This window comes from Limnohabitans sp. 2KL-17 (assembly GCF_003063415.1).
Classification (GTDB): Bacteria; Pseudomonadota; Gammaproteobacteria; order Burkholderiales; family Burkholderiaceae_C; genus Limnohabitans_A.
Genome location: NZ_NESK01000016.1, coordinates 14,475 through 40,994, shown reverse-complemented (window position 1 = coordinate 40,994; position 26,520 = coordinate 14,475). Strand labels below are relative to the sequence as shown.

General features: G+C 56.7%; 24 protein-coding genes. 17 read left to right on the top strand and 7 right to left on the bottom strand.

The genetic code is table 11. The features are described 5' to 3' along the window. The 5 genes from ilvN to B9Z45_RS09470 all read left to right on the top strand — a co-directional run bounded on the left by ilvN (nucleotide 1) and on the right by B9Z45_RS09470 (nucleotide 5,444). The gene (gene ilvN, locus B9Z45_RS09490; RefSeq protein WP_108406980.1) at nucleotides 1-492 is read left to right on the top strand and encodes an acetolactate synthase small subunit; all 492 of its coding nucleotides are present in this window, start codon (nucleotides 1-3) and stop codon (nucleotides 490-492) included. A 39-nt stretch (nucleotides 493-531) separates the two neighbouring features. Beyond that, nucleotides 532-1,548 carry a ketol-acid reductoisomerase gene (gene ilvC, locus B9Z45_RS09485; protein WP_108406979.1) on the top strand — a complete coding sequence of 339 codons (1,017 nt, stop codon included), beginning with the start codon at nucleotides 532-534 and terminating at the stop codon, nucleotides 1,546-1,548. A gap of 120 nt (nucleotides 1,549-1,668) precedes the next feature. Continuing rightward, nucleotides 1,669-2,484 carry a CDP-diacylglycerol--serine O-phosphatidyltransferase gene (pssA, locus tag B9Z45_RS09480; protein WP_108406978.1) on the top strand — a complete coding sequence of 272 codons (816 nt, stop codon included), beginning with the start codon at nucleotides 1,669-1,671 and terminating at the stop codon, nucleotides 2,482-2,484. Nucleotides 2,485-2,682: 198 nt separating this feature from the next. Next, nucleotides 2,683-4,221 (top strand): 2-isopropylmalate synthase, encoded by a 1,539-nt coding sequence (locus tag B9Z45_RS09475; protein ID WP_108406977.1) that lies wholly within the window; start codon nucleotides 2,683-2,685, stop codon nucleotides 4,219-4,221. Nucleotides 4,222-4,346: 125 nt separating this feature from the next. Then, nucleotides 4,347-5,444 carry a serine hydrolase gene (locus B9Z45_RS09470; protein WP_108407022.1) on the top strand — a complete coding sequence of 366 codons (1,098 nt, stop codon included), beginning with the start codon at nucleotides 4,347-4,349 and terminating at the stop codon, nucleotides 5,442-5,444. A gap of 56 nt (nucleotides 5,445-5,500) precedes the next feature. On the opposite strand, the gene B9Z45_RS09465 is transcribed toward B9Z45_RS09470, so the two are convergent. Genes B9Z45_RS09465 through aat form a run of 3 tightly spaced genes read right to left on the bottom strand, consistent with a single transcriptional unit; the run spans nucleotide 5,501 to nucleotide 7,831 of the window. Then, on the bottom strand, nucleotides 5,501-6,280 hold the full coding sequence (locus B9Z45_RS09465; protein WP_108406976.1) for an IclR family transcriptional regulator: 780 nt from the start codon (nucleotides 6,278-6,280) through the stop codon (nucleotides 5,501-5,503). 49 nt (nucleotides 6,281-6,329) lie between these two features. Further along, nucleotides 6,330-7,067, bottom strand: a complete 738-nt coding sequence (locus tag B9Z45_RS09460; RefSeq protein ID WP_108406975.1) for an arginyltransferase — start codon at nucleotides 7,065-7,067, stop codon at nucleotides 6,330-6,332. Next, nucleotides 7,064-7,831 carry a leucyl/phenylalanyl-tRNA--protein transferase gene (aat, locus tag B9Z45_RS09455; protein ID WP_108406974.1) on the bottom strand — a complete coding sequence of 256 codons (768 nt, stop codon included), beginning with the start codon at nucleotides 7,829-7,831 and terminating at the stop codon, nucleotides 7,064-7,066. Before aat ends, B9Z45_RS09460 begins: the two co-directional genes overlap by 4 nt. Before the next feature lie 136 nt (nucleotides 7,832-7,967). On the opposite strand from aat, the gene pgeF reads away from it, so the two are divergent. From pgeF to phbB, 4 genes are all read left to right on the top strand, one after another. Further along, nucleotides 7,968-8,756, top strand: coding sequence for a peptidoglycan editing factor PgeF (gene pgeF, locus B9Z45_RS09450; RefSeq protein WP_108406973.1), 789 nt, complete (start codon nucleotides 7,968-7,970; stop codon nucleotides 8,754-8,756). A 307-nt stretch (nucleotides 8,757-9,063) separates the two neighbouring features. Further along, entirely contained in the window at nucleotides 9,064-10,782 is a 1,719-nt protein-coding gene (locus tag B9Z45_RS09440) for an alpha/beta hydrolase (protein ID WP_108406971.1), read from the top strand. 25 nt (nucleotides 10,783-10,807) lie between these two features. After that, on the top strand, nucleotides 10,808-11,989 hold the full coding sequence (locus B9Z45_RS09435; protein ID WP_108406970.1) for an acetyl-CoA C-acetyltransferase: 1,182 nt from the start codon (nucleotides 10,808-10,810) through the stop codon (nucleotides 11,987-11,989). Nucleotides 11,990-12,108: 119 nt separating this feature from the next. Next, entirely contained in the window at nucleotides 12,109-12,846 is a 738-nt protein-coding gene (gene phbB / locus B9Z45_RS09430) for an acetoacetyl-CoA reductase (RefSeq protein WP_108406969.1), read from the top strand. A gap of 108 nt (nucleotides 12,847-12,954) precedes the next feature. On the opposite strand, the gene B9Z45_RS09425 is transcribed toward phbB, so the two are convergent. Next, nucleotides 12,955-13,875 (bottom strand): SPFH domain-containing protein, encoded by a 921-nt coding sequence (locus B9Z45_RS09425; protein WP_108406968.1) that lies wholly within the window; start codon nucleotides 13,873-13,875, stop codon nucleotides 12,955-12,957. A 36-nt stretch (nucleotides 13,876-13,911) separates the two neighbouring features. Then, nucleotides 13,912-14,331: an NfeD family protein gene (locus B9Z45_RS09420; protein WP_108406967.1), complete on the bottom strand. Its 420-nt coding sequence runs from the start codon at nucleotides 14,329-14,331 to the stop codon at nucleotides 13,912-13,914. A 112-nt stretch (nucleotides 14,332-14,443) separates the two neighbouring features. On the opposite strand from B9Z45_RS09420, the gene dusA reads away from it, so the two are divergent. Next, nucleotides 14,444-15,445, top strand: a complete 1,002-nt coding sequence (dusA, locus tag B9Z45_RS09415) for a tRNA dihydrouridine(20/20a) synthase DusA (protein ID WP_108406966.1) — start codon at nucleotides 14,444-14,446, stop codon at nucleotides 15,443-15,445. Nucleotides 15,446-15,491: 46 nt separating this feature from the next. Here dusA and B9Z45_RS09410 read toward each other — a convergent pair whose 3' ends face one another. Beyond that, nucleotides 15,492-16,127: a GntR family transcriptional regulator gene (locus B9Z45_RS09410; protein WP_108406965.1), complete on the bottom strand. Its 636-nt coding sequence runs from the start codon at nucleotides 16,125-16,127 to the stop codon at nucleotides 15,492-15,494. Nucleotides 16,128-16,315: 188 nt separating this feature from the next. Here B9Z45_RS09410 and scpA point away from each other — a divergent pair, with 188 nt between their 5' ends. The 7 genes from scpA to B9Z45_RS09375 all read left to right on the top strand — a co-directional run bounded on the left by scpA (nucleotide 16,316) and on the right by B9Z45_RS09375 (nucleotide 25,751). Continuing rightward, a complete protein-coding gene (gene scpA, locus B9Z45_RS09405) occupies nucleotides 16,316-18,493 on the top strand; it encodes a methylmalonyl-CoA mutase (RefSeq protein WP_108406964.1) in 2,178 nt (725 codons plus the stop codon). Next, nucleotides 18,490-19,515 carry a methylmalonyl Co-A mutase-associated GTPase MeaB gene (gene meaB, locus B9Z45_RS09400; RefSeq protein ID WP_233252147.1) on the top strand — a complete coding sequence of 342 codons (1,026 nt, stop codon included), beginning with the start codon at nucleotides 18,490-18,492 and terminating at the stop codon, nucleotides 19,513-19,515. Before scpA ends, meaB begins: the two co-directional genes overlap by 4 nt. A gap of 33 nt (nucleotides 19,516-19,548) precedes the next feature. Continuing rightward, a complete protein-coding gene (locus B9Z45_RS09395; RefSeq protein ID WP_108406963.1) occupies nucleotides 19,549-21,081 on the top strand; it encodes an acyl-CoA carboxylase subunit beta in 1,533 nt (510 codons plus the stop codon). Between the two features lie 20 nt (nucleotides 21,082-21,101). Then, a complete protein-coding gene (locus B9Z45_RS09390; protein WP_108407020.1) occupies nucleotides 21,102-23,150 on the top strand; it encodes an acetyl/propionyl/methylcrotonyl-CoA carboxylase subunit alpha in 2,049 nt (682 codons plus the stop codon). Continuing rightward, nucleotides 23,151-23,627, top strand: a complete 477-nt coding sequence (locus B9Z45_RS09385; RefSeq protein WP_108406962.1) for a VOC family protein — start codon at nucleotides 23,151-23,153, stop codon at nucleotides 23,625-23,627. 136 nt (nucleotides 23,628-23,763) lie between these two features. Continuing rightward, nucleotides 23,764-23,979 carry a hypothetical protein gene (locus B9Z45_RS09380; protein ID WP_146180906.1) on the top strand — a complete coding sequence of 72 codons (216 nt, stop codon included), beginning with the start codon at nucleotides 23,764-23,766 and terminating at the stop codon, nucleotides 23,977-23,979. After that, nucleotides 23,976-25,751 carry a response regulator gene (locus B9Z45_RS09375; protein ID WP_146180905.1) on the top strand — a complete coding sequence of 592 codons (1,776 nt, stop codon included), beginning with the start codon at nucleotides 23,976-23,978 and terminating at the stop codon, nucleotides 25,749-25,751. The genes B9Z45_RS09380 and B9Z45_RS09375 overlap by 4 nt, the downstream gene beginning before the upstream one ends. A gap of 65 nt (nucleotides 25,752-25,816) precedes the next feature. Here the strand turns inward: B9Z45_RS09375 and rsxB are convergent, their stop codons facing one another. Beyond that, entirely contained in the window at nucleotides 25,817-26,515 is a 699-nt protein-coding gene (gene rsxB, locus B9Z45_RS09370) for an electron transport complex subunit RsxB (RefSeq protein ID WP_108406959.1), read from the bottom strand. Nucleotides 26,516-26,520 lie beyond the last annotated feature (5 nt).

Genomic DNA, 26,520 nt, shown 5'->3' with positions numbered 1-26,520 from the left:
ATGAAACACATCATTGCTGTACTGATTGAAAACGAAGCGGGGGCTTTGTCCCGCGTGGTGGGGCTGTTTTCTGCCCGTGGCTACAACATCGAGTCCCTGACTGTTGCCCCCACTGAAGACCCCAGTCTTTCGCGCATGACCATCCAGACGGCTGGTTCTGACGATGTGATCGAGCAGATCACCAAGCACCTGAATCGCCTGATTGAGGTGGTGAAGGTTGTGGACCTGACCGAAGGCTCTTATACCGAACGCGAGTTGATGCTCGTCAAGGTACGTGCCGTGGGCAAGGAGCGCGAAGAAATGAAACGCATGGCCGATATATTTCGTGGCCGTGTGATCGATGTCACCGACAAGAGCTACACCATTGAGCTGACCGGTGACCAGACCAAGAACGACGCCTTTCTGGAGGCGATCGACCGCAGCGCTATTTTGGAGACCGTGCGCACGGGTGCATGCGGTATCGGGCGAGGCGAGCGCATCCTGCGCGTTTAAGCCCACTCATCGAACCTGTTTATTCCTAAGGAGAACCCTGTGAAAGTTTTTTACGACAAAGATTGTGATCTGAGCGTCATCAAGGGCAAGACTGTTGCCATCATTGGTTACGGCTCACAAGGCCACGCACATGCCCAGAACCTGAACGACAGCGGCGTAAAAGTCGTGGTCGGTCTGCGCAAAGGCGGAGCATCTTGGGACAAAGTCGGCAAAGCCGGTTTGACCGTGATGGAAGTCAACGATGCGGTCAAAGCCGCTGACGTGGTCATGATCTTGTTGCCCGACGAAATGATCGCCGAGGTCTACGCCAACAACGTGGCCCCCCATATCAAGCAAGGCGCTTCGTTGGCCTTCGCCCACGGCTTCAACGTGCATTACAACCAAGTCGTTCCACGCGACGACCTGGACGTCTGGATGGTTGCGCCCAAGGCCCCTGGCCACACTGTGCGCAATACCTACACCCAAGGTGGTGGCGTGCCCCACTTGGTGGCGATCCACCAGGACAAGAGTGGCAAGGCCCGTGCACTGGCCCTGAGCTATGCCATGGCCAACGGTGGTGGCAAGGCCGGCATCATTGAGACCAACTTCAAAGAAGAGACCGAGACCGATTTGTTTGGCGAGCAAGCCGTTTTGTGCGGTGGTGCTGTTGAACTGATCAAGATGGGTTATGAAACATTGGTGGAGGCCGGTTACGCTCCCGAGATGGCCTATTTCGAGTGCTTGCACGAGTTGAAGCTGATCGTTGACCTGATCTACGAGGGTGGCATTGGCAACATGAACTACTCGATCTCGAACAACGCTGAATACGGCGAGTACGTGACAGGTCCTGAGATCATCAACGAGCAAAGCCGTGAAGCCATGCGCAATGCCTTGAAGCGCATTCAGACCGGTGAATACGCCAAGATGTTCATTTTGGAAGGCCGTACCAATTACCCGAGCATGACGGCCCGACGTCGCTTGACTTCCGAGCACTCCATCGAAGTCGTGGGCGCTCAGCTGCGCGCCATGATGCCCTGGATTGCAAAGAACAAACTGGTCGACAAGACCCGCAACTGATCTTGTCTGAAAGTCGATTTTGAAAAGGCCACTGCGGTGGCCTTTTTCAATGGGCAATCATGGTGGCTTAAACTTGTACACACGGGGTTGGATCATTGAAACCCCTTACAGGAACAGACAATGAACAACCGTACTGATAAATCCGAAGAAACGGAATCGCCAGCGCCAGCACGCAAGCCTTCCAAAGGCATCTACATGCTGCCCAATATGATCACCCTGGCTGCCTTGTTTGCGGGTTTTTATGCGGTGGTCATGGCGATCAACGGCCGCTTTGACCTTGCCACGGTGGGCATATTCAGTGCCATGGTGCTGGACAGCCTGGATGGGCGTGTCGCACGCATGACGAACACCCAAAGCGCTTTTGGTGAGCAGATGGACTCTCTTTCCGACATGGTGTCCTTTGGTGCTGCGCCTGCGCTGATCGCTTATGTCTGGACCCTGAAAGAGCTGGGTCGTTGGGGCTGGATTGCAGCTTTCGTTTATTGCGCTTGTGCCGCTTTGCGCCTGGCCCGCTTCAACGTCAACACCGGCGTGGTGGACAAGCGTTACTTTCAGGGACTGCCATCGCCAGCGGCTGCGGCGTTGGTGATGGGCTTCGTGTGGATCATGTTTGAAAACGCTGTGCCTGCGAAAACGGTGGCCTGGGGCATGTTTGCGGTGTGCTTGTTCTCAGGCCTGACCATGGTAACCAATGTGCCGTTTTACAGTTTCAAGGACATGCACATGAAAAAGAGCGTGCCCTTTGCAACCCTGGTGTTGGTGGCCTTGGGCATTGCGGTCGTCAACATCGATCCGCCCACAGTCTTGTTTGCCTTGTTTGTGGGCTATGGTCTGAGTGGGTATGTGATCTATATCTGGCGCAAGGCCAAAGGGCAACCCACGAGCATGATCAGCACCTCGACCGATGAGCCTGAAGAGCGTGGATTGCACCAATGATGTCAACTGCAAGACAGTCCGGCTTTTTGAACTGTGCTAAAGTCATCTCATGAATTTTTCTCTGCATGCTCTACTGCTACTGCCCTACGGGCGGGATGTGTAGCGCACGCAAACATTTTCCCAAAAGGCCCGTATGCCATCCGCAACGGGCCTTTTGCATTTTTTCTTGGACTTGCGGGTTATTGACCAGGAGTGAACATGGCTGACAAACTGATAATTTTCGACACCACCTTGCGCGATGGCGAGCAATCGCCCGGCGCCTCCATGACACGTGATGAGAAGCTGCGCATTGCACGGCAACTGGAGCGTCTGCGCGTGGATGTGATCGAAGCCGGTTTTGCGGCCAGTTCGAATGGTGATTTTGAAGCAGTCAAAACCATCGCTGATTCGATCAGAGAATCCACCATTTGCTCTTTGTCACGCGCCAATGACCGTGACATTTCACGTGCGGCCGAAGCCCTGAAAGGGGCTAACAGCGGGCGCATTCATACCTTCATCGCTACGTCCCCGTTGCACATGGAAAAGAAGCTTCGCATGACGCCGGACCAGGTATTCGAGCAGGCCAAGCAATCGGTCCGTTTTGCCCGTAATCTGGTGGGGGACGTTGAGTTCAGTCCCGAAGACGGCTATCGAAGCGATATGGACTTTCTGTGTCGCGTCCTTGAGGCCGTGATCACTGAAGGCGCCACCACCATCAACGTGCCCGACACGGTGGGCTACGCCGTGCCCGAGTTGTATGGCGAATTCATCCGCACCTTGCGTGAGCGCATCCCCAACTCCGACAAGGCCATCTGGTCAGTGCATTGCCATAACGACCTAGGTATGGCGGTGGCCAATTCCTTGGCAGGGGTCAAGATCGGTGGTGCCCGCCAGGTCGAGTGCACGATCAACGGCCTGGGTGAACGGGCGGGTAACTGCTCGCTGGAAGAGGTGGTCATGGCCGTCAAGACACGGCGCGACTATTTCGGTCTGGACATCGGCATTGACACCAGCCACATCGTGGCCGCCAGTCGCATGGTCAGCCAGACCACTGGTTTTGTGGTTCAGCCCAACAAGGCGGTGGTCGGGGCCAACGCCTTTGCACATGCCTCGGGCATTCACCAGGATGGCGTGCTCAAGGCGCGGGACACTTACGAAATCATGCGCGCTGAAGACGTGGGTTGGACCACCAACAAGATTGTTTTGGGCAAACTCAGTGGCCGGAACGCCTTCAAGCAGCGCTTGAATGATTTGGGCGTGACCTTGGACAGCGAAACCGAAATCAACAACGCGTTTGCCAAGTTCAAGGAACTGGCCGACCGAAAGAGTGAAATTTTTGACGAAGACATCTTGGCCTTGGTGGGCGATGAGAGCGTCACCGCTGAGAAGGAGCAATACGGTTTTGTTTCCATGGCTCAACACAGTGAGACTGGCGAACGACCCCATGCTTCAGTGGTCTTCACGGTGCAAGGCAAGGAAGTCCATGCAGAGTCAGATGGCAATGGCCCTGTGGATGCTTCATTGAAGGCCATTGAGTCGCACGTCAAGAGTGGCGCCGAAATGGTGCTTTATTCGGTCAATGCCATCAGCGGTTCGACGGAAAGTCAGGCCGAAGTCACCGTGCGTTTGCAAAACAGTGGCCGCGTGGTCAATGGCGTCGGTTCGGACCCGGATATTGTGGTGGCCTCTGCCAAGGCCTACCTCAGCGCACTCAATAAATTACAAAGCAAAGCCGATCGGGTCGCTGCGCAGGGTTAAAAATAACCCTTTAGAGGTATTATCTGGCTTCAATAAAGTCACGCAAGTCTTTGTTCTTGCCTGACTTTTTTTATTTGAGTACACTCGGCGACAATTAGCTAATTCATTGATTCAAGATGTTCCTGATGCGATTCATTTCACCGATATCCCTGCATGTCTCCGGCCGATGGGCGCAAGGACTGGCGACAGCTTTCATGACCGCGGTTTTGGTCGTGTTGGCCACCCTGCCCACGGTGACGCTGGCGCAGGAGAAAAAAGGAACAGACAAGAAGCGTCCAGTGGCGGTGGCCCAAAAAGTCAATAAAAAGCCTGCTGCCAGCGCCAATAAAGCCAATAAAGCCAATAAAGCCAAGAAACGGCCGGACGCATCCGCCCGAAAAATGGGCGTTGTGCGTGCATCGTTCGGGCAAAAAGCGGGTCTTCACGCCGCATCTGACCCCTTGGATTTGAACTCCAGTGTGGCCCTTGTTATTGACCAGGAAACCCGTGAAGTACTGTTTCGTAAAAATGACCATGCCGTGCTGCCCATCGCTTCGTTGACGAAGTTGATGACTGGTTTGGTGATCTCTGAGGCCCAATTGCCCATGGCCGAATTGATCGCCATTACCCAGGCGGATGTGGACACTGAAAAAGGCAGTTCATCCCGCTTGGCTGTGGGCACAGTCCTCAGTCGCGGAGATTTGCTTCATTTGGCCATGATGTCCAGCGAGAACCGCGCTGCACATGCTTTGGGGCGCAGCTTTCCCGGTGGCGTTGAAACTTTTGTGTCGCGCATGAATGCGCGGGCGAAAGCTCTGGGCATGTCTGACACGCGCTACGTGGAGCCAACAGGCTTGTCCAGTCGCAATCAATCCAGTGCCAGTGATTTGGCTGTTCTGGTTGGCGCTGCCTACAAGGAGCCAGCCTTGCGCGAGTTGTCAACTTCACATGGTCGCGAGATTGAAGTGGGACACCGTACCTTGCAATACAACAACACCAACCGGTTGGTGAAAAGTGCGAAGTGGGATATTGGTTTGCAAAAAACGGGCTACATCTCTGAAGCCGGTCAATGCCTTGTCATGCAGGCCCAAGTGGCTGGGCGCAAATTGATCATGGTATTTTTGGACTCTACGGGCAAACTCAGCCGCATTGCTGACGCAGAGCGTGTCCGGCGTTGGCTTGAGAAATCATCGGGTTCCACCGGCATTCGGCATTCCGCTTTGGTGGAAAATCTGCCCGGTTAATTTGCTGCCAACGTCAAAAAGGCCTCTTTGAGGCCTTTTTTTCTGGGCACTGTCTTTTATGGATTGCCGTGATGGCCTAGAGTGCGCGAGATGCTGTTTGCCGTGGCCTGAAGCTTGGGCAGCCAGCCCTCGTCAAGGCGGTCGGCAGGTGCTGAAATGGACAAGCCCGCCAACAATTTACCTTGATCATCGTAGATGCCTGCAGCAATGCAGCGCACACCCATTTCCAGTTCTTCATTGTCTCTGGCAATGCCGTATTGGTTGACACGTGCCAACTCTCTTTCAAGAACCTGCAACTGCGTGATGCTGTTGCGTGTCTGACCCAGCAACCCGGTGCGGGTGGCATAAGACCGAACGCGCAAAGGGTCATCAGCAGCCAAAAACAGCTTGCCTACCGATGTCAAGTGCAATGGCGCCCTCCCGCCAATGGCTCGAACCACTTGCATGCCCGAACGTTCGCTGTAAGCACGTTCGATGTAAACGATCTCATCGCCTTGTCGCATGCTGAGGTTCACGGGCTGCTGGATGAGTTTGTGCAGTTCCCGCATGGGGGTCAGCGCGGCATCACGCACGTTCAGACGGCCTTTGACCAAGTTGCCCAGTTCCAAAAGCCGCATGCCCAAGCGGTAATTGCCGGCTTCGGGCCGGTCTACAAATCGGCCTGTGGCCAAGTCGTTCAGGATGCGGTGTGCTGTGGATGGGTGCAAACCCGTTTTTTCACTGATTTCTTTCAGGGAGATCGCTTCCTCGCGGGAGGCCAGAACATCGATCAGCGAAAACATGCGCTCAATGACCTGGACCGTAGGTGTCGGCGTGAGGGTGGGGTCTTTTTTCATGGTGCTTCGTTACAGTATTTGAATCTTACACTGTGAAAAATACCGGCGTTCACCTCAAAGCCTGCCATTCCCCCTGAACCCTAATTTCGCACGGCCTGTATTGGGATTTGTAGTTCATTTTGGGGCTGCTCTCGATCCAGTATCCCAAGTAGACATAGGGCAACTGAAGTTGTGCTGCTTGATCAATTTGCCACAACACCCCGTAAGTGCCGTAGCTCGCGCGGTCTTCGGGTTCATAAAAAGTGTAGACAGCCGACATGCCGTGGTTCAGGACATCCACGATGCAGATCATTTTCAGAAGGCCCAAAGAGCCTGTTTCAGCAGGCATTCTGAACTCGACAATGCGTGAGTTGACCCTGCTTTGAAGCAAAAACTGGTTGTATTGGTCCACGCTGTCATGGTCCATGCCACCGCCTGGATGACGGCTTGTTTGGTAGCGCAAATACAAGGCGTAGTGGTCGGGATCGAACTGCAAGTCGAGCACCCTTACTTGCAGGTTCTGGTGGGTGCGCCAGGCTCTGCGTTGGCTGCGGTCTGGCTTGAAATCTTTGACCAGCACACGCAGGGGTTGACAAGCCTGACAACCGTCGCAGTAGGGGCGGTAGGTGAACATGCCACTGCGGCGAAAGCCCTGTTCCACCAAGTCGGAGTACACCTCGTTCTGAATCAGATGGCTGGGTGTCGCAACTTGAGAGCGTGCAGAACGATCAGCCAGATAACTGCATGCATAAGGCGCAGTGGCATAAAACTGCAAAGCCTGGATGGGAAGTTCTTTGAGATGGGTCACGACTGGGTGTCCATGGACGTCAATGCATGCCAGTATAAAGTTTGCGTGCGCCAGTCGATGGGGGGCTTTTGGCGTCCGTGCTGGACCAGCGCGAGAAAGTCATCACGGGGCATTTCTTGTGCGCCCAATGAGGCCAAATGCCGGGTGTTTTGTTGACAATCGATGGCCGAAACGCCGTGGGTGCGGCAAACGCTGACCAGACTGGCCAAGGCCATTTTGGAGCCATCGTTTACCGTTGTGAACATGGACTCCCCGAACACAGCATGGCCCAAGGCCACAAAGTAAAGGCCAGCGACGAGCTCACCGTCGAGCCAGACTTCGGCGCTGTGTGCAAACCCCTCGCGGTGCAGATCTACATATGCCGCCACCATGGCTGGAACGATCCAGGTTCCGTTTTGTCCCGCTCTGGGTGCTGAACTGCACCGTTGAATGACTTGGCTGAAGTCACGGTCAAAAGTCAGTTCAAAGCCGGGGTGAAGCAGCCAGTGTTTCAATGTTTGACGAAGGGATCGGCTGAACCGGAAATTTTCAACACGCAGCACCATCCTGGGATCCGGGCTCCACCACAGCACGGGTTGACCGGCACTGAACCATGGAAAAACGCCCTGGCTGTAAGACTCCATAAGCCTTGCTGCCGACAGGTCGCGGCTGGCAGCCAGTAAGCCGGGGGCGAGCGATTCTGCACCCCAGGCAAGCTGTGGCTGGGGCAATGCTTCATCAACTTCAATCCAGCTTAATTCAGGCGTTTGGGCGGCTCGTGGCATGGGTTGATTACACAATAAAAGACCCATTTGACATGTCGCAATCAGTTGTCAGCTTGTATTTTTTCGGTTTATCCTCTACCGCATGACATTGACGCCACTTTTCTTCAGCGTTCTTTGAAGGCGAATGCCACTTCCCATGACCTCTTTTTCTGACAATTGGCTGCGACCTGACTGGCCAGCGCCAGAGCATGTCCGCGCCCTGATGACCGATCGGCATGGTGGTGTGTCTGTTGCGCCCTGGGACAGCATGAATCTGGGTGACCATGTGGGGGACTCGCTGAACTGCACGCAAGTCAATCGGCAGCGCTTGCAAGAGAGCATGGGCACGCGGCCAGTTTTCTTAAAGCAAGTTCATGGTGTCGATGCCGTGGTGCTGGATGCGTCCAGCAGGGATGGCACAGAAGCTGATGCCTGCATGACCGGTGAGGCCGGTGTGGCGTGCACCATCATGGTGGCCGATTGTTTGCCGGTGTTGATGTGCGACACCGATGGGCGCTGGGTGGCGGCTGCGCACGCGGGCTGGCGGGGGCTTGCCGGCGATGAAGGCGTCGGGGTGCTGGAGGCCTTGCTGGACGCTTGCGCCCTGCGCGGCACGCTGCCCGAAAACATTTTGGTGTGGCTTGGTCCCTGTATTGGCCCAGAGGCTTTTGAAGTGGGGGCCGATGTGAAGGCCGCTTTTTGTGCCGTCGATCCCGCTGCGGCCGTATTTTTCAAGCCTTGGACTGATGAAAAGTGGCTGGCTGATTTGGCAGGACTGGCCCGGTTGCGGTTACAGCGCAGAGGGGTGAGCCGTGTTTTTGGCAATGACAGCCAGCCTGCTTGGTGCACCTTCACCCAGGCCTCAAAGTTCTTTTCGCACCGGCGTGACAGCCGCGTCCTCGGGCAATCCGGCCGCATGGTCGCTTGCGTTTGGCTCGACGCCTGACGCCTGAACCGCTGGCTGCTTTGGCGCTTGTTCCAAAGCTTGCAGCCTGGCTTTGCGGCGCATAGGCGTTCCCATGATGTACACCACCAAAGCCATGGGCAGTGCGCCATACAAAAGGAAAGTGATGATGGCGCCCAGTATACTTCCTTGGGTACTAAAGGCTTCAGCCAGGCCCATAAGCAAGATGACATAGAGCCAGGCAATAACGATCAGGTACATTATTTTGTCTTTGTAATTTAGGTGACAACAAATTGACAGATACTCAAATAGTCAGGCATCAAAAAAACGATTCTTCAGGAGACAAGGCATGAGTGCATCCACGCCGGAATTTTGGACCCAAATGAGCGAGGGTTTTCAGCAAAACCTGTCCAAAAGCTGGGGGCAGGCGATGCAGCATTTTCAGACCATCGACTTGGGGGGTCTCAAGTCGGGCCCTGATGCGGCTGTGCCACAACTTAAATTCTCACCCGAAAAGCTGCAAACGCTTCAGGGACAGTATTTCAAAGACGCCTCTGATCTGTGGAATCAAAGTCTGCAAAAAAGCCTGCAGGTCAAGGACCGCCGATTTTCGGGCGATGCATGGGCAAGCAATCCGGCCGCCACCTTCAATGCGGCCACTTATTTGCTCAATGCCCGCACCCTCATGGGTCTGGCCGATGCCGTAGATGCCGATGAAAAAACCCGCACCCGCATCCGTTTTGCCATCGAGCAATGGGTCGCGGCTGCCGCTCCAAGCAACTTTTTGGCCTTCAATGCAGAGGCGCAAAAGAAAGCCATCGACACCCAAGGAGAAAGCATTGCCAAGGGCGTGAAAAACCTCATGCACGATATGCAGCAGGGCCATGTGTCGATGACCGACGAGAGCCTGTTTGAGGTGGGCAAAAATGTGGCCACCACCGAAGGCGCCGTGGTCTTTGAAAACGAGTTTTTCCAGCTGATTGAATACAAACCCCTGACCGCCAAAGTCTTCGAAAAGCCTTTTTTGTTGATCCCACCTTGTATCAACAAGTTTTACATTCTCGACTTGCAACCCGAGAACTCCTTTATTCGCTACGCGGTCAGCCAAGGCCACCGCACCTTCGTGGTCAGCTGGCGCAATCCCGACGAGTCCATGGCTCAGAAAACCTGGGACGACTACATCGAAAATGCTGCCGTCAAGGCGATCAGCACAGTGCAAGCCATCACGGGTGCCCCCAAGATCAATGCGCTGGGTTTTTGTGTGGGCGGCACCATCTTGTCCACGGCATTGGCTGTGCTGGCTGCACGGGGCGAAAAGCCGGTGGCCAGTGCCACCTTCCTGACCACGCTGATCAACTTCACCGACACCGGTATTCTGGATGTCTTCATCGACGACAACTTCGTCAAGTACCGTGAAATGCAAATGGGTCAAGGGGGTCTGCTCAAGGGCCAGGACCTGGCATCCACCTTCAGCTTTCTGCGTCCCAATGACCTGGTCTGGAACTATGTGGTGGGCAACTACCTCAAGGGCGAAACGCCGCCGCCATTTGACCTGCTCTACTGGAACAGCGACTCGACCAATTTGCCCGGGCCTTTTTACGCCTGGTACCTGCGCAACACCTACCTGGAAAACAACTTGGTCAAACCCGGCAAAGTGACCGTGTGCGGGGAAAGCATCGACTTGGGCAAAGTGGACTTGCCTGTTTATATTTACGGCTCACGGGAAGACCACATCGTGCCAATAGGGGGCGCCTATGCCAGCACCAAAGTGCTGCCGGGCAAAAAGCGTTTTGTGATGGGGGCTTCGGGGCACATTGCCGGCGTGATCAACCCGCCAGCCGCCAAAAAGCGCAACCATTGGTTGCGCGAAGATGGCAAATTTCCCGCAGATGTCAATGATTGGATGGCGGGCGCTAAAGAAACTCCCGGCAGTTGGTGGACTGATTGGTCGGACTGGCTCAAGAGCCATGCAGGTAAGCCAATCGCTGCCCCCAAAACCTATGGCAAAGGCAGCCAATTCAAAGCCATCGAGGCGGCTCCAGGCCGCTATGTCAAAGCCAAAGCCTGATTTTCAATCGACTGGAGACTCCTAAATGGAAGATATCGTTATCGTTGCAGCCGCCCGCACAGCCGTGGGTAAATTTGGCGGATCCCTTGCCAAGACACCCGCTACCGAGCTGGGCAGCATTGTCATCAAGGCTTTGCTCGAGCGCAGCGGCTTGCCCGTTGATGCCATTGGCGAAGTCATCATGGGCCAGGTTCTGGCCGCAGGTGTGGGCCAGAACCCGGCCCGCCAAGCCATGATGAAAGCCGGCGTGGCCAAGGAAACCCCCGCGCTCACCATCAATGCCGTGTGCGGCTCTGGCCTGAAAGCCGTGATGCTGGCCGCGCAAGCCGTGGCTTGGGGCGACAGCGAAATCGTGATCGCTGGTGGTCAGGAAAACATGAGCGCCAGCCCGCACGTGCTCAACGGCAGCCGTGATGGCCAGCGCATGGGCGACTGGAAGATGACCGACACCATGATCGTGGACGGCCTTTGGGACGTTTACAACCAGTACCACATGGGCATCACCGCAGAGAACGTGGCCAAGGCCCATGGCATCACCCGTGAAATGCAGGATGCCCTGGCGGCAGGCAGTCAGAGCAAGGCAGCCGCCGCGCAAGAGGCGGGCAAGTTCAAAGACGAAATCGTGGATGTGTTGATTCCCCAGCGCAAGGGTGACACGCTGGTGTTCAACACCGACGAGTTCATCAACAAGAAAACGAGTGCCGAAGTGTTGGCCGGTTTGCGCCCAGCCTTTGACAAGGCCGGCAGTGTCACTGCGGGCAACGCTTCAGGCATCAATGATGGCGCCGCTGCGGTGGTGGTCATGACCGCCAAGAAGGCTGCTGCTTTGGGCCTCAAGCCCTTGGCCCGTATTGCGGCCTTTGGCACCAGCGGTCTTGACCCAGCCCACATGGGCATGGGCCCTGTGCCTGCATCGCAAAAAGCACTGGCCCGCGCTGGCTGGAAAGCAGCCGATGTGGACCTGTTCGAGCTGAATGAAGCTTTTGCTGCACAAGCTTGCGCTGTCAACCAGGCGCTGGACATCGATCCGGCCAAGGTCAACGTCAACGGTGGCGCGATCGCCATTGGTCACCCCATCGGCGCGTCCGGCTGCCGCATTCTGGTGACTTTGCTGCATGAAATGCAACGCACTCAGGCGAAAAAGGGTTTGGCTGCACTGTGCATCGGCGGCGGCATGGGCGTGTCCCTGGCCATTGAACGCTATTGAATCCCTGCGCCGATCAGGTTGCGTGGGTTGGCACACTGCTCAATTGATAAGAGCAGACAACCATGGCAGTTTGATCGGACTTCGATGATTTCACCTCACTCATAACAAAGGAGACAAACATGAGTCAAAAAGTAGCTTACGTCACAGGGGGCATGGGCGGTATTGGTACCGCTATCTGCCAGCGCCTTCATCAGGAAGGCTTCAAAGTCATTGCGGGCTGTGGTCCGACCCGTGACTTCAACAAATGGCTGGATGAGCAAAAAGCCCTGGGCTACACCTTCCATGCCAGCGTTGGTAACGTGGGCGATTGGGACTCCACGGTGGAAGCTTTCACCAAGACCAAGGCACAGCATGGCAACATTGATGTGCTGGTCAACAACGCCGGCATCACCAAGGACCGCATGTTCCTGAAGATGTCCCGAGATGACTGGGACGCCGTGATGAACACCAACCTGGACTCCATGTTCAACGTGACCAAGCAAGTGGTCGCCGACATGGTGGAAAAAGGCTGGGGCCGCATCATCAACATCAGTTCTGTGAACGGTGAAAAAGGCCAGGCTGGCCAGACCAACTACTCGGCCGCCAAAGCCGGAATGCATGGGTTTTCGATGGCATTGGCGCAAGAGCTGGCCACCAAAGGCGTCACGGTCAACACCGTGAGCCCCGGTTACATCGGCACCGACATGGTCAACGCCATCCGTCCGGATGTGCTGGAAAAGATCGTGGCCACCGTCCCGGTCAAGCGCTTGGGCAAGCCCAGCGAAATCGCCTCCATCATCGCCTGGCTGGCCAGCGAAGAGGGCGGTTATGCCACCGGCGCTGACTTCTCGGTGAATGGTGGTCTGCACATGGGTTGATGCACTTGTCTTTCCTGGCTTGGAAATACCAAGCTGGGTAAGGTCAAGCGAGCAGCACCCACAAAAAAACCCGCCTCGGCGGGTTTTTTTGCGTCAGCCAACAGGCGTTCAACTACTCGCTTGCTTGCCCGTGGACAACATTTGCATGGCCGATGCGATCAGGCCTGAGACTTCGGTCATGTTGCCAGGCACGATCAGCGTGGTCTTGGCGTCTTGCGCCACCTTGGCATAGGCCTGCACGGCTTGTTCGGCCACTTTGAGTTGCACGGCTTGTTCGCCCCCGGGCTGACGGATGGCGCTGGCGATACGCTCGATGGCTTGGGCCGTGGCATTGGCCATTTCGGTGATGGCGGCCGCATCGCCTTGTGCCTTGTTGATGGCCGCTTGCTTTTCACCCTCCGAGCGGGCAATGAAGGCCTCCCGCTCGCCGGTGGCGATGTTGATCTGCTCCTGGCGGCGGCCCTCAGATGCCGCGATCAGTGCACGTTTTTCACGCTCAGCGGTAATCTGTGATTGCATGGCTAGCAAAATTTCTTTGGGTGGCGTCAAGTCTTTGATCTCGTAACGCAACACTTTCACGCCCCAGTTGAGCGCTGCCTCATCGATGGCTGCCACCACTTGCGCGTTGATGATGGTGCGCTCTTCAAAGGTTTTGTCCAACTCCAGTTTGCCGATCACGCTGCGCAAGCTGGTTTGGGCCAGCTGTGTCACGGCAATGATGTAGTTGGACGAGCCATAGCTGGCCAGCTTGGGGTCGGTGACTTGAAAGTACAAAATGCCGTCGACCTGCAGCTGCGTGTTATCGCGCGTGATGCAAATCTGGCTGGGCACATCGAGCGGGATTTCTTTCAGGCTGTGCTTTTGTATCACGTTGTCCACAAAGGGCACCACAAAGTTCAGGCCCGGGGCCAGACTGGCGTGGAATTTGCCCAGCCTTTCGACCACCCAGGCCTCTTGTTGTGGCACGACTTTGACGGTCTTGACGATGAACAGGATCGCGATGATCACGAGGATGGCAGCGACTTCCATGGTTTTTCTCCCTTTTCGGTGTTTCGAGCGGTGTGCTCAGATTTTCTCGAGGACCAAGCGGTTGCCCGCCATGGCTTGAATGCGGTAAACGCCCGGTGTGGCGGTTTGGCCCGGGGCCAGCACCGCGGTCCAGGCTGCGCCCCGGTGTTTGACTTGAGCGGTTCCTTGGGCATCCCACACCTCGACCTGCACCGTGGCGCCCAGGTCCAGGTGTTGGTCTTGCGCTTCTTGTCGGGTGGTGGGTTGGCGCTTGCGCCATTGGGCCAGCAGCACAGCCCCCAGGCCGCCGACAATGGCCGCAGCCACCAGTTGGGTGATCAGGCCATAGCCGGCCAATGCGGCCAGCGCCGCCGCTACAGACCCGAGACCCAGCATCAGCAGGTAAAAAGTGCCCGTCACCAACTCCAGTGCCACCAGCGCGCCGGTCAGCACCCACCACATCGTTGCATTGCTCATTTCGCCTCCTGCAGCTTGCCCCCCGCATTGTCGGGTTTGAACTTCTGTCTTTATACGCCGTCCATCCAGAGTCATGGTCAAGTCCGCTCCAAGCCAAGGATAATCAGCCCCCATGCATTTCCCAGAACCCCAACGCTGGCGCTTGTCGGTCGCCCCCATGATGGATTGGACTGACCGGCATTGCCGATTTTTCCACCGCCTACTGACCCGCCACACCTTGCTTTATTCCGAGATGGTGACCACCGGTGCCTTGCGCCACGGCAGTGTGCAGCGGCACCTGCGCTTCAATGCCGAAGAGCATCCCGTGGCCTTGCAACTGGGGGGCAGTGATGCGGCCGATCTGGCCCATGCCGCCAAGCTGGGGCAGGACTGGGGTTACGACGAAATCAATTTGAACTGCGGCTGCCCTTCAGACCGGGTGCAGCGCGGTGCGTTTGGCGCCTGCCTCATGAACGAGCCGCGCACCGTGGCCGATGGCGTCAAGGCGATGCTGGATGTGGTCGATGTGCCGGTGACGGTGAAGCACCGCATTGGCATAGACAGGATTGAAAGCTATGACTTTGTGCGCGATTTTGTGGGCACTGTCAGCGAAGCTGGTTGCAAAGTGTTCACGGTGCATGCCCGCAATGCTTGGCTCGATGGCTTGAGTCCGAAAGAAAACCGCGAGATCCCCCCGTTGCGTTATGAGTTGGCTTACCAGCTCAAAAAGGACTTCCCGGGGCTGGTCATTTCGGTGAACGGTGGCATCAAGACCAATGAAGAGATCGCTGCGCATTTGCTGCATGCCGATGGGGTGATGGTCGGACGTGAGGCCTATTACAACCCCTGGCTGTTGGGCACTTGGGACGCTACGTTTTATGGCGATGCCCATGATGTGCCCAGCCGTGAAACTGTGGAAGAGGCCATGGTCGCTTACATGGAGCGGGCCCATGCTGAAGACGGATGCCCTTGGTATGCCATTGCCCGCCACATGCTGGGCCTGTACCACGGGCAACGCGGTGGGCGTTTGTGGCGTCAGGTCTGGAGCGACCACAAGCTCAAGCCGCTGGCGCCACGAGAAGTCTGGCTGCAGGCAAGGTCAGCGCTGGCGCGGGGCGCCGTGGTGACCGATTAAAGGGGGCAATTGTCCAAAGCGTCTAAAGCAGTGCTTCGGTTGGCGCTCATTGCGCCGCTTGCAAGCCATTCATGAAGTGCGCGGTCATGCGCTCGGCCGCTTGCTCGGGCTGGCGTTTGGTCAGGGCCTGCACAATGGCCCGGTGTTCGGCCAGGGATTGCTCAATGCGCCCCTCTTTGAGCAGTGAGCTGTGGCGGTTCAGCTTCATCACCTTGCGCAGATCGGCCACCATTTGGTCGCGCCAGCGGTTGTCGGCCAATTCCAGCAGGAGCATGTGAAAGGCCTCGTTGATCTGGAAGAAGTGGTCACGGTCATGTATGGCTTTTTCCAGGTCCTGGTGCAAAGCGCTGACCTTGGCCATTTGCTCGGCGCTGGCAGTTTGGGCGACCACCCGCGCGGCATCAGATTCCAGCAAGGCCAACAGGTGGTAGACGTCGCGCAGGTCTTTTTCGCTGACTTCAGTCACATAAGCGCCGCGGCGGACCTTCATCGTGACCAGGCCTTCTGCAGCCAGAACTTTCAGAGCTTCCCGCATGGGGGTTCGGCTGATGCCGAGCGCTTCAGCGATGCGCAACTCGTCGATCCAGCTGCCGGGCTCTAGCTCGCGCGCAAAGATACGCTGCCGCAAGAGTTCGGCAACTTCTTCGTAAAGGGCGCGGGGGGCGAGTGACAAGGCGGACATGGGCTGTTTAAGAGGGGGGCTGCTGTTTGGGCGTGGCCGAGCGGTTTTTCAGGCGTTTCAGATGCTGAATTGTAAGCCGGTTAAAATATTCTGCATCAATAATTATAAATCACAGCATTTGTAAGCCGGTCAGCAGACACAAGCTGCCAAAATCTGAATCGGTCATTTTTGTCTCGAAAGCCCGCGCCATGACGTCCAAATCCTTTGAATTCACTGCCTCCAACCTAGAAGCCTGGCAGAAAGCAGCAGCCAAGTCGGCTCCCGGTGGCGATGTCAATGCCCTGAACTGGAAGACGCCAGACGGCATCGTGGTCAAGCCCTTGTACACGGCTGCAGACACGGCCGTGCTGCCCTACGCCAACACCCTGCCGGGTTTTGAGCCTTTTTTGCGGGGCCCACAGGCCACCATGTACGCAGTGCGACCTTGGACCATTCGCCAGTACGCCGGTTTTTCTACGGCTGAAGAGTCCAACGCTTTTTACCGCAAGGCACTGGCTGCGGGGGGGCAGGGCGTTTCGGTGGCCTTTGACCTGGCCACCCACCGGGGCTATGACTCCGATCATCCGCGTGTCACGGGCGATGTGGGCAAGGCCGGTGTGGCGATTGATTCGGTCGAGGACATGAAGATCTTGTTCAACGAAATTCCGTTGGACAAAGTCAGCGTTTCCATGACCATGAACGGCGCTGTGCTGCCAGTGTTGGCAGGCTATGTGGTGGCCGCCGAAGAACAGGGCGTCTCGCAAGACAAACTGTCGGGAACCATTCAGAACGACATTCTGAAAGAGTTCATGGTGCGCAACACCTACATCTACCCCCCTGAGCCATCGATGAAGATCATTGGTGACATCATCGAGTACACGGCCAAGAACATGCCGAAGTTCAACTCGATATCGATTTCTGGTTACCACATGCAAGAAGCCGGTGCCAATCAGGCACTCGAGTTGGCCTTCACCCTGGCCGACGGCAAGGAATACGTGAAAACAGCCATCGCCAAAGGCATGGACGTGGATGAGTTTGCCGGTCGCCTGTCTTTTTTCTGGGCGGTGGGCATGAACTTCTACCTCGAGATCGCCAAGATGCGTGCCGCCCGCTTGCTGTGGTGCCGCATCATGAAAGGCTTTGACGCCAAGAACCCCAAGAGCCTGATGCTGCGCACGCACAGCCAGACTTCGGGCTGGTCGCTCACCGAGCAAGACCCCTACAACAACGTGGTGCGGACCACCATCGAGGCCATGGCGGCCGTGTTTGGCGGCACCCAGTCGCTGCACACCAATTCGTTCGACGAAGCGATTGCCTTGCCCACCGAGTTCAGTTCGCGCATTGCGCGCAACACCCAACTCATCATTCAGGAAGAAACCCACATCACCCACGTGATTGATCCCTGGGCGGGTTCTTACATGATGGAGTCACTCACACAAGAGATGGCCGACAAGGCCTGGACCATCATCGAGGAAGTCGAGGCCATGGGGGGGATGACCAAGGCCGTGGGCAGTGGTTGGGCCAAGTTGAAGATCGAGGCAGCGGCCGCTGAAAAGCAGGCCCGCATCGACTCTGGCAAGGACGTGATTGTTGGCGTGAACAAGTACAAGCTGGCCAAGGAAGACCCGATCGAGACCTTGTCGATTGACAACGTGCGTGTGCGCGATGGCCAGATTGAGCGGCTGAAAAAAATCCGCGCCACCCGTGACAGCGCCAAGGTGCAGGCAGCGCTGGCTGCCCTGAGCGCATCGGCCGAGTCGGGCCAGGGCAACTTGCTGGACCTGTCGATCCAGGCGGTGCGTTTGCGCGCCACGGTAGGTGAAATTTCTGACGCGCTGGAGACCGCATTCGGTCGTCACCGTGCCGACACGCAAAAGGTGACGGGCGTGTACGCCGCTGCCTACGACAACGGCGAGAACGTGGGAGACACCATGGAATACTGGAACCAGCTCAAGGCAGACATTGCCGCCTTTGCCGAAGCGCAAGGCCGTCGTCCCCGCGTGATGATTTCAAAGTTGGGCCAAGACGGTCACGACCGGGGTGCCAAGGTTGTGGCCACCGCCTTTGCCGACCTGGGCTTCGACGTGGACATGGGACCGCTGTTCCAAACACCCGAAGAGTGCGCCCGCCAGGCGATTGAAAACGATGTGCATGCCGTAGGCGTGTCGACTTTGGCTGCTGGTCATAAGACCCTCGTGCCCGCCATCATTGCCGAGCTGAAAAAGCAAGGGGCAGACGACATCATTGTGTTTGTCGGGGGTGTGATTCCGCGTCAGGACTACGACTTTTTGTACGAAGCCGGTGTCAAGGGCATCTATGGCCCCGGTACACCGATCCCGGTCAGCGCCAAAGACGTGCTGGAGCAAATCAAGAAGGCGATCGGGTGAACCCTGTGCACTTGCTTGATGGCTTGCTGCACGGCAACGCTGCCGAGCAGCGTCGTGCCATGGCCAAAGCCATCACGCTGCTTGAATCCACCCGCTTGGACCACCGTGCGCTGGCCGATGAACTGCTCACGGCCATGCTGCCGCACACCGGGAAATCCTTTCGTCTCGGCATCAGTGGGGTGCCAGGTGTTGGCAAATCGACTTTCATTGAAGCGCTGGGCTTGTTCTTGATTGGCCAAGGACACCGCGTGGCGGTGCTGGCGGTGGACCCGTCGAGCACCGTATCTGGCGGATCCATTCTGGGCGACAAGACCCGCATGGAGTTGCTCAGCGTGCAGAGCCAAGCCTACATTCGCCCCAGCCCAAGCAGCGGCACCTTGGGTGGCGTGGCCGAAAAAACCCGTGAATCCATGCTGGTGTGCGAAGCCGCCGGCTATAACATCGTGATTGTCGAGACGGTGGGTGTGGGCCAGTCAGAGACGGCTGTGGCCAACATGACCGACATGTTTGTGCTGATGCAGCTGCCCAATGCGGGCGATGACCTGCAAGCCATCAAAAAAGGCGTGATGGAGTTGGCCGATCTGGTCGTCATCAACAAGGCCGACATCGATGCGATCGCTGCCACCCGTGCCCAACTGCAGATCACCAGCGCCTTGCAATTGCTGGGCATGCATGGCGGCTCGGGTCACGCACATGCTGACACCACGCTGTGGCACCCCAAGGTGGTGCAGTTGAGCGCCTTGCTGAATCAGGGCGTCGACAATTTCTGGGCTGCCGTCAGTGAGTTCAAGGACCTGCAAACCCGCAATGGCCGATTTGCCCTTCGCCGCCAAAATCAAGCCTTGTCGTGGATGTGGGAGCGCATCGACGCGGGCCTCAAACAAAACTTTCGGACGCAAGCGCGAGTGCAAGCGTTGCTGCCCCAACTCAGCCAACAAGTTGCAGCAGGCCAATTGGCCGCTTCGACGGCTGCCCGTAAATTGCTCAGCGCCTATGAAACGAAAAGTCAAAGCGCAGAGTGAATGAACAATCTTCCTGGAGAAAAGAGAGCCACCATGCAAGACATCAACGAACAATTGGAAAAAAAGCGCGCTGCGGCCCGCTTGGGCGGCGGACAAAAGCGCATTGACGCGCAGCACGCCAAAGGCAAACTCACGGCACGCGAGCGCATTGAGGTCTTGCTGGACGAAGGCACTTTTGAAGAGTGGGACATGTTCGTGGAGCACCGTTGCACCGACTTCGGTATGCAGGACAACAAGATTCCTGGCGACGGCGTGGTAACCGGCTACGGCATGATCAATGGCCGTCTTGTGTTTGTGTTCAGCCAGGACTTCACCGTTTACGGTGGCGCATTGTCTGAAACGCATGCCGAGAAGATCTGCAAGATCATGGACCAGGCCATGAAGGTCGGCGCGCCGGTGATTGGCCTGAACGATTCAGGTGGCGCCCGCATTCAGGAAGGTGTGGCCTCTCTTGGCGGTTATGCCGACGTTTTCCAGCGCAATGTCATGGCCAGTGGTGTCGTGCCGCAGATCAGCATGATCATGGGGCCATCCGCTGGTGGCGCCGTTTATTCCCCCGCGTTGACCGACTTCATCTTCATGGTCAAGGACACGTCCTACATGTTTGTGACGGGCCCCGAAGTGGTCAAGACCGTGACCCATGAAGAAGTCACAGCCGAAGAATTGGGTGGCGCCCTCACGCACACCACCAAGAGCGGTGTCGCTGACATGGCGTTTGAGAACGACGTCGAAGCTTTGCTGATGTTGCGGCGCCTGTACAACTACCTGCCGCTTAACAACCGCGAAAAAGCACCTGTGCGCCCCAGTGGTGACCCGGCGGGCCGTCTGGACATGAGCCTGGACACCCTGGTGCCCGAGAACCCCAACAAAGCGTACGACATGAGGGAACTCATCGTCAAAACCGTGGACGATGGCGATTTCTTTGAACTGCAACCCGACTACGCCAAGAACATCCTCATCGGTTTCGCACGCATGGAAGGCCAGACGGTCGGTATCGTGGCCAACCAACCCTTGGTGCTGGCCGGTTGTCTGGACATCAAAAGCTCCATCAAGGCGGCCCGCTTTGTACGCTTTTGCGATGCGTTCAACATTCCCGTCATCACTTTCGTGGACGTGCCTGGTTTCATGCCTGGCACTTCTCAAGAATTCGGCGGCATCATCAAGCACGGTGCCAAGCTGCTGTATGCGTTCGCCGAGTGCACCGTGCCGAAAATCACCGTCATCACACGCAAGGCCTACGGCGGCGCCTACGACGTGATGGCCTCCAAGCATTTGCGCGGTGATGTGAACTTCGCCTGGCCCAACGCCGAAATCGCGGTCATGGGTGCCAAGGGCGCTGTTGAGATCATCTTCCGTGAAGACAAGGGCGACCCGGAAAAACTGGCCGCCAAAGAAGCCGAATACAAAGCCCGCTTTGCCAACCCCTTTGTGGCGGGCGCACGCGGGTTTATCGACGATGTGATCCAGCCGCACGAAACACGCAAACGCATTTGCCGTTCGCTGGTCATGTTGAAAGACAAGAAAATTGAAAACCCATGGCGCAAGCACGGGAACATTCCACTGTGATTGCCAAGGAGAAGAACAAGATGTTTACCAAAATCCTGATTGCCAACCGTGGCGAAATCGCTTGCCGCGTGATCGCCACCGCCCAAAAAATGGGCATCAAAACTGTGGCCGTTTACTCTGAAGCCGACAAGGAAGCACGGCACGTTCTGCTGGCCGATGAAGCTGTACTGATTGGGCCTGCCGCATCGCGCGAGTCGTATCTGGTCGCTGACAAAATCATCGCCGCAGCCAAGGCTACCGGCGCGCAAGCGATTCACCCCGGCTATGGTTTTCTGAGCGAGAACGCCGAGTTCTCCAAGCGCTGCGAAGACGAGGGCATTGCCTTCATTGGTCCGCGCCACTTCTCGATTGCCGCCATGGGCGACAAGATCGAATCCAAAAAGCTGGCGGGTGCTGCCGGCGTGAACTGCATTCCCGGTGTCAACGATGCCATTCAAACCGCAGAAAAAGCTGTCGAAATTGCCCAGAGCATTGGCTACCCCGTGATGATCAAGGCATCGGCTGGTGGCGGGGGCAAAGGCCTGCGCGTGGCCTTCAATGACAAGGAGGCCTTTGAAGGTTTCACTTCTTGCCGCAACGAAGCGCGCAACAGCTTTGGCGACGACCGCGTGTTCATTGAAAAGTTCGTCGAAGAGCCTCGACACATCGAAATTCAGGTGCTGGGCGACAGCCATGGCAACGTGATTTATTTGAACGAGCGCGAGTGCTCGATCCAGCGTCGCCATCAAAAGGTGATCGAAGAGGCGCCATCGCCTTTCATCTCCGAAGCCACCCGCAAAGCCATGGGTGAGCAGGCCGTTCAATTGGCCAAGGCCGTGAAATACCAATCGGCCGGTACGGTGGAGTTTGTGGTCGGAAAAGACCAAAGTTTTTACTTTCTGGAGATGAACACCCGATTGCAGGTGGAGCACCCGGTCACCGAAGCCATCACGGGCCTCGATTTGGTCGAGTTGATGATCCGTGTGGCCGCTGGCGAGAAATTGCCTATCGCGCAAAAAGACGTTCAGCGCAATGGCTGGGCCATCGAGTGCCGAATCAACGCAGAAGATCCGTTCCGCAGCTTTTTGCCGTCCACCGGCCGTTTGGTCCGCTTTCAGCCGCCCAAGCAAACCATGTTTCAGGGCAACACCGTTGACCTGTATGGCGTGCGTGTCGATACCGGGGTGCAGGATGGCGGTGAAATTCCGATGTTCTATGACTCGATGATCGCCAAATTGATCGTGCACGGCAAAGACCGCAACGACGCGATTGCCAAGATGCGCGAAGCGCTGAATGGATTTGTCATTCGGGGCATCAGCTCCAACATCCCTTTCCAGGCCGCCTTGCTGGCGCACCCCCGCTTTGTATCGGGTGACTTCAACACCGGGTTCATCGCCGAGCAATACAGCAAGGGTTTCCGTGCTGAAGATGTACCACATGACGACCACGACTTCTTGGCTGCACTGGCTGCTTTTGTGCGCCGTAAGTCACGCCAGCGCGCCGCCAACCTGAGCGGTCAGTTGCCGGGGTACGACGTCAAAATCGGCCAGGACTATGCTGTGGTCGAACTGGGGCAGGGTGGGCAAAACCGTTACGTGCAAGTGCATGTGGACGAATTCACGGGCAAGCCCGGTGTGGCGCAAATCACAGTCAACGGCAAAACCTACGCCATTGAAAGCAACTCCCGCTTGAACGACATCCGCATTGAAGGCACTTGTAACGGCAAGCATTTCACGGCACAGATAGAGCGCGGCACTCTGAAGAACCCGCTGGCGCTGCAGGTCCAGCACAACGGAACCCGCATTGAAGCCCTGGTGATGTCGCCTCGCATGGCTGAGTTGCACAAGCTCATGCCCTACAAGGCCCCGCCTGACCTGAGCCGCTTTGTGTTGTCACCCATGCCCGGCCTGTTGGTTGAGGTGTCGGTGCAGCCGGGCCAAAAAGTGCAAGCCGGTGAGCGTGTGGCCGTGATTGAAGCCATGAAGATGGAAAATGTTCTCTTCGCCACGCAAGACGGGGTGGTCAAAAATGTGGTCGCCGTCCAAGGCGAATCGCTCACAGTAGACCAGATGATTGTGGAGTTTGAATAAATGACACGTCCCTTCAAGGTTTTGGGTGTTCAGCAAATCGCCATTGGTGGCCCTGACAAGGGCCGTCTGCAAAAGCTCTGGGTCGACATGTTCGGACTGCAAGTGACCGGCACCTACAAAAGTGAACGCGAAAATGTGGACGAAGACATTTGCGCCCTTGGTAGCGGCCCGTTCAAGGTCGAAGTCGATCTGATGCAACCGCTGGACCCAGAAAAAAAGCCCGCCGTGCACACCACGCCGCTGAATCACATCGGCTTGTGGATCGATGATTTGCCTGTGGCCGTGGAATGGCTCACAGCACAAGGCGTGCGCTTTGCACCGGGAGGCATTCGCAAGGGGGCCGCCGGTTTCGACATCACGTTTTTGCACCCCAAAGCGAACGAGGAGTTTCCGATTGGTGGCGAAGGCGTGCTGGTTGAGTTGGTGCAAGCGCCGCCTGAAGTTGTCAGTGCTTTCGAGAAGCTGAGCCAGGGTTGATGTCAATTCAATGGGAGTGGACGCGGGCTGCACCAACAGGGCATGCATTTTTATACTAAAAAAATTAATGCGTATGATCTGCCTGGCTTCGAAGTGGACTTATTTTGTGTTCCAGCCAATTTTGACAGGTCAGCGCATGCCTTTATTGTCCTTGGATGCATTCACTTTGAGCGTGCGGACCGTACGTATCACGCAAACCATCAGCCAGCCAACCGATGCAGGTTCTTCGGTGCGTAGCCACCGGTGGGCGCTGGGCATGGTCTGGGCTTGGGCTACTTACGTCACATTCTGGTTGGGGCTGTTTGCACATGGGTCGCCTACCCTGCTGGATGTGTGCCGGGCTGTGCCATGAGCCGGTTCGCAAGCGTGTTTACTGAGGGCCAGGAGGATGCCTACCTGAAGCCCTATCGGGAAACGGCTGACCTGATCATGGTCTGGACCAACCTGTTCATGACCTTGGTATGTCTTGGCTTGGCCGCCGTCAGTGGCTCATGGGCAGCATTTTTGCTGGTTGGTGTCCCCACCTCGCTTTTGTCGTATGTCTTGTGGCGGATTCAGCCTGGCCAATTGCTGACCCGTTTGTACATGGCTTGTGCCTTCATGGTCTACACAAGTTTGCTCATCCATCAATCTGAGGGTGACATTGAGGCGCATTTTTCCGCTTTTGGCCTGATTGGTGTGCTGCTTTACTACAGGGATTGGCGGACCATTGCCGTGGCGACCTTGTTCATTTACTTGCAGCATCTGGTGGGTGGCTATGCACAGACGCTCGGGTTTCCGATTTATGTGTTTGACACCCCTCAGTTCTGGTCGACGTTTTGGCTGCATGTGGCGTATTTTTTACCGTTCGTGAGCATGATGGGCTTTCTGTCAATTTGGCTCAAAAAAGAGGGCGTAGAGCAGCAGCGCATCATTCAAAAAGGTCTCGAAAAAGAGCAGGCTCTGAGGGATGCGACTGATCGGTCCGAGGTGGCCAATCGTCTTAAGAGTCAGTTTCTGGCCAATATGAGTCATGAGATCCGAACGCCCCTGAACGGGGTGGGAGGGATGATTCAGTTGGCTCTGGGCACAGCGATAACGCCAGAGCAGAGGCAGTACCTGAGTGTGGCTCAAGAGTCATCCGAGCATTTACTGTTGCTGCTCAACGATATCCTGGATTTTTCGAAAATCGAGTCAGGCTCGCTGGAACTGACGTCTGAACCTTTTGACCTTAGGCAGATGTGCTTTTCATTGCGAGCGACATTCCATCCCTTGGCACTCAAGCGGCAGTTGCAATTGGACGTGGTGTGCGATGACTCTGTGCCTGCCTTGATCCTGACGGATTCCACACGCGTGCGCCAAATTTGCATCAACCTGATCAACAACGCATTGAAATATACACAGCAAGGAGGGGTTCGGTGCACCCTTTGGGTGCCACTGTATGCTGGGGGTAGCGATGGATCTTTGCAAATAGAGGTTCGTGATTCGGGTGAAGGATTTGCGCCTGAGTTGGCTGAGTCGCTTTTTTCGCCTTTTGTGCAGGCTGACAACTCTTCGACCCGAACGCACGGCGGTGTGGGTTTGGGTTTGGCCATCACCCGCAGCCTGGTTTTATTGCTGGGAGGAAACATACAGGCCGCAGGGAACCCTGGCAAAGGGGCTTGTTTCACAGTGACTTTGCCGCTGCAGGTGGTCACCGATAAGCTGCAGGTCATGCAGGTGGATGCTTCAAGGCCACCGGTCAGCAGCGCATTGCACATTTTGGTGGCTGAAGATCATCCGGTGAACCAGCAAGTCATGCGCCTGATGCTCAACAAGTTAGGGCACCAAGTCGTGATGGCCAGTGACGGTCAGATTGCACTGGACAGGATGCAGAGCGAAACTTTTGACATCATCCTTTTGGATGTGATGATGCCAGGCAAGGATGGTTTGGACGTGTTGGCCCAGTGGCGCGAGCATGAGCGCCTTCAAGGCGGCCATACCCCCATCGTGATGGTGACAGCGCACGCGATGCTGGGGGATGCAGAAAAGATGATCGCAGCCGGCGCAGACGCTTATTTGGCCAAGCCCATCAGCATGGAGGGTTTGGCTGCCGTCATTGCCAAAGTGGCCCGCCCATCCGGACGGGGATCGGTCAAGCCATAAGCCTTGCGATCAGTCCCGCAAAGGACGACGAAGGTATGGCACCCCATTGCCCTTGGTGCTGGCACTCAGGCCGGGCCCTTGCGTGCCTTGGCTTTGGCCAGCGCGGCTTCGAGGATTGCGCGCTTGCGGTCGATTTCGGTTTGGGCGCCTGGTCCTGAGTCGATCTTGGTGTGGGTGGGCAGATCGGCCAGTTTCATTTCGACCTGGGCCTGCTGGTGTGCGTTGTGCGCCTGCAGCTCAGTTTGCATGCGCGATTTGCGGTCTTGGTAGCGCTGGCGGGCCGTTTCGGCTTCTGCTGGAGACCAGGCTGCCCAGCCTGTGCTTTTGCCGGTCACGTTTTCCAATGAAATGCAGTCTACCGGGCATACCGGGATGCACAGCTCGCAACCTGTGCACCAAGGCTCGATCACGGTGTGCATCAGCTTGTTGGCACCTAATATCGCGTCGGTCGGGCAGGCCTTGATGCACAGCGTGCAACCGATGCACCAAGCCTCGTCGATGATGGCCATCCGGCGCGGGCCTTCGGTGCCGTGTTCGGAATTGAGGGGGATGACCGGGTGACCCGTCAGCGCTGCAAGCCGCTCAATGCCCGTTTGGCCGCCGGGTGGGCATTGGTTGATGGAAGCTTGCCCTTCCGCCATGGCGAGGGCGTAACTGGCGCAGTCAGGGAAGCCGCAACGTGTGCACTGCGTCTGAGGCAGTGCGTCGTTGAGCAATAGAAAAAGCGCCCGGGTTTCAGGCGCTGATCTTGTCGAAGCGGGCATGAACC

What these genes read in the sequence shown, in the direction of transcription:
- B9Z45_RS09470 (WP_108407022.1), top strand. Translation starts at nt 4,347, where the DNA reads ATGCGATTCATTTCACCGATATCCCTGCATGTCTCCGGCCGATGGGCG.
- B9Z45_RS09385 (WP_108406962.1), top strand. Translation starts at nt 23,151, where the DNA reads ATGACACGTCCCTTCAAGGTTTTGGGTGTTCAGCAAATCGCCATTGGT.
- B9Z45_RS09440 (WP_108406971.1), top strand. Translation starts at nt 9,064, where the DNA reads ATGAGTGCATCCACGCCGGAATTTTGGACCCAAATGAGCGAGGGTTTT.
- B9Z45_RS09465 (WP_108406976.1), bottom strand. Translation starts at nt 6,280, where the DNA reads ATGAAAAAAGACCCCACCCTCACGCCGACACCTACGGTCCAGGTCATT.
- dusA (WP_108406966.1), top strand. Translation starts at nt 14,444, where the DNA reads ATGCATTTCCCAGAACCCCAACGCTGGCGCTTGTCGGTCGCCCCCATG.
- pssA (WP_108406978.1), top strand. Translation starts at nt 1,669, where the DNA reads ATGAACAACCGTACTGATAAATCCGAAGAAACGGAATCGCCAGCGCCA.
- B9Z45_RS09410 (WP_108406965.1), bottom strand. Translation starts at nt 16,127, where the DNA reads ATGTCCGCCTTGTCACTCGCCCCCCGCGCCCTTTACGAAGAAGTTGCC.
- pgeF (WP_108406973.1), top strand. Translation starts at nt 7,968, where the DNA reads ATGACCTCTTTTTCTGACAATTGGCTGCGACCTGACTGGCCAGCGCCA.
- phbB (WP_108406969.1), top strand. Translation starts at nt 12,109, where the DNA reads ATGAGTCAAAAAGTAGCTTACGTCACAGGGGGCATGGGCGGTATTGGT.
- B9Z45_RS09425 (WP_108406968.1), bottom strand. Translation starts at nt 13,875, where the DNA reads ATGGAAGTCGCTGCCATCCTCGTGATCATCGCGATCCTGTTCATCGTC.
- B9Z45_RS09420 (WP_108406967.1), bottom strand. Translation starts at nt 14,331, where the DNA reads ATGAGCAATGCAACGATGTGGTGGGTGCTGACCGGCGCGCTGGTGGCA.
- rsxB (WP_108406959.1), bottom strand. Translation starts at nt 26,515, where the DNA reads ATGCCCGCTTCGACAAGATCAGCGCCTGAAACCCGGGCGCTTTTTCTA.
- B9Z45_RS09395 (WP_108406963.1), top strand. Translation starts at nt 19,549, where the DNA reads ATGCAAGACATCAACGAACAATTGGAAAAAAAGCGCGCTGCGGCCCGC.
- ilvN (WP_108406980.1), top strand. Translation starts at nt 1, where the DNA reads ATGAAACACATCATTGCTGTACTGATTGAAAACGAAGCGGGGGCTTTG.
- B9Z45_RS09390 (WP_108407020.1), top strand. Translation starts at nt 21,102, where the DNA reads ATGTTTACCAAAATCCTGATTGCCAACCGTGGCGAAATCGCTTGCCGC.
- aat (WP_108406974.1), bottom strand. Translation starts at nt 7,831, where the DNA reads ATGCCACGAGCCGCCCAAACGCCTGAATTAAGCTGGATTGAAGTTGAT.
- scpA (WP_108406964.1), top strand. Translation starts at nt 16,316, where the DNA reads ATGACGTCCAAATCCTTTGAATTCACTGCCTCCAACCTAGAAGCCTGG.
- B9Z45_RS09475 (WP_108406977.1), top strand. Translation starts at nt 2,683, where the DNA reads ATGGCTGACAAACTGATAATTTTCGACACCACCTTGCGCGATGGCGAG.
- B9Z45_RS09435 (WP_108406970.1), top strand. Translation starts at nt 10,808, where the DNA reads ATGGAAGATATCGTTATCGTTGCAGCCGCCCGCACAGCCGTGGGTAAA.
- B9Z45_RS09375 (WP_146180905.1), top strand. Translation starts at nt 23,976, where the DNA reads ATGAGCCGGTTCGCAAGCGTGTTTACTGAGGGCCAGGAGGATGCCTAC.
- B9Z45_RS09380 (WP_146180906.1), top strand. Translation starts at nt 23,764, where the DNA reads ATGCCTTTATTGTCCTTGGATGCATTCACTTTGAGCGTGCGGACCGTA.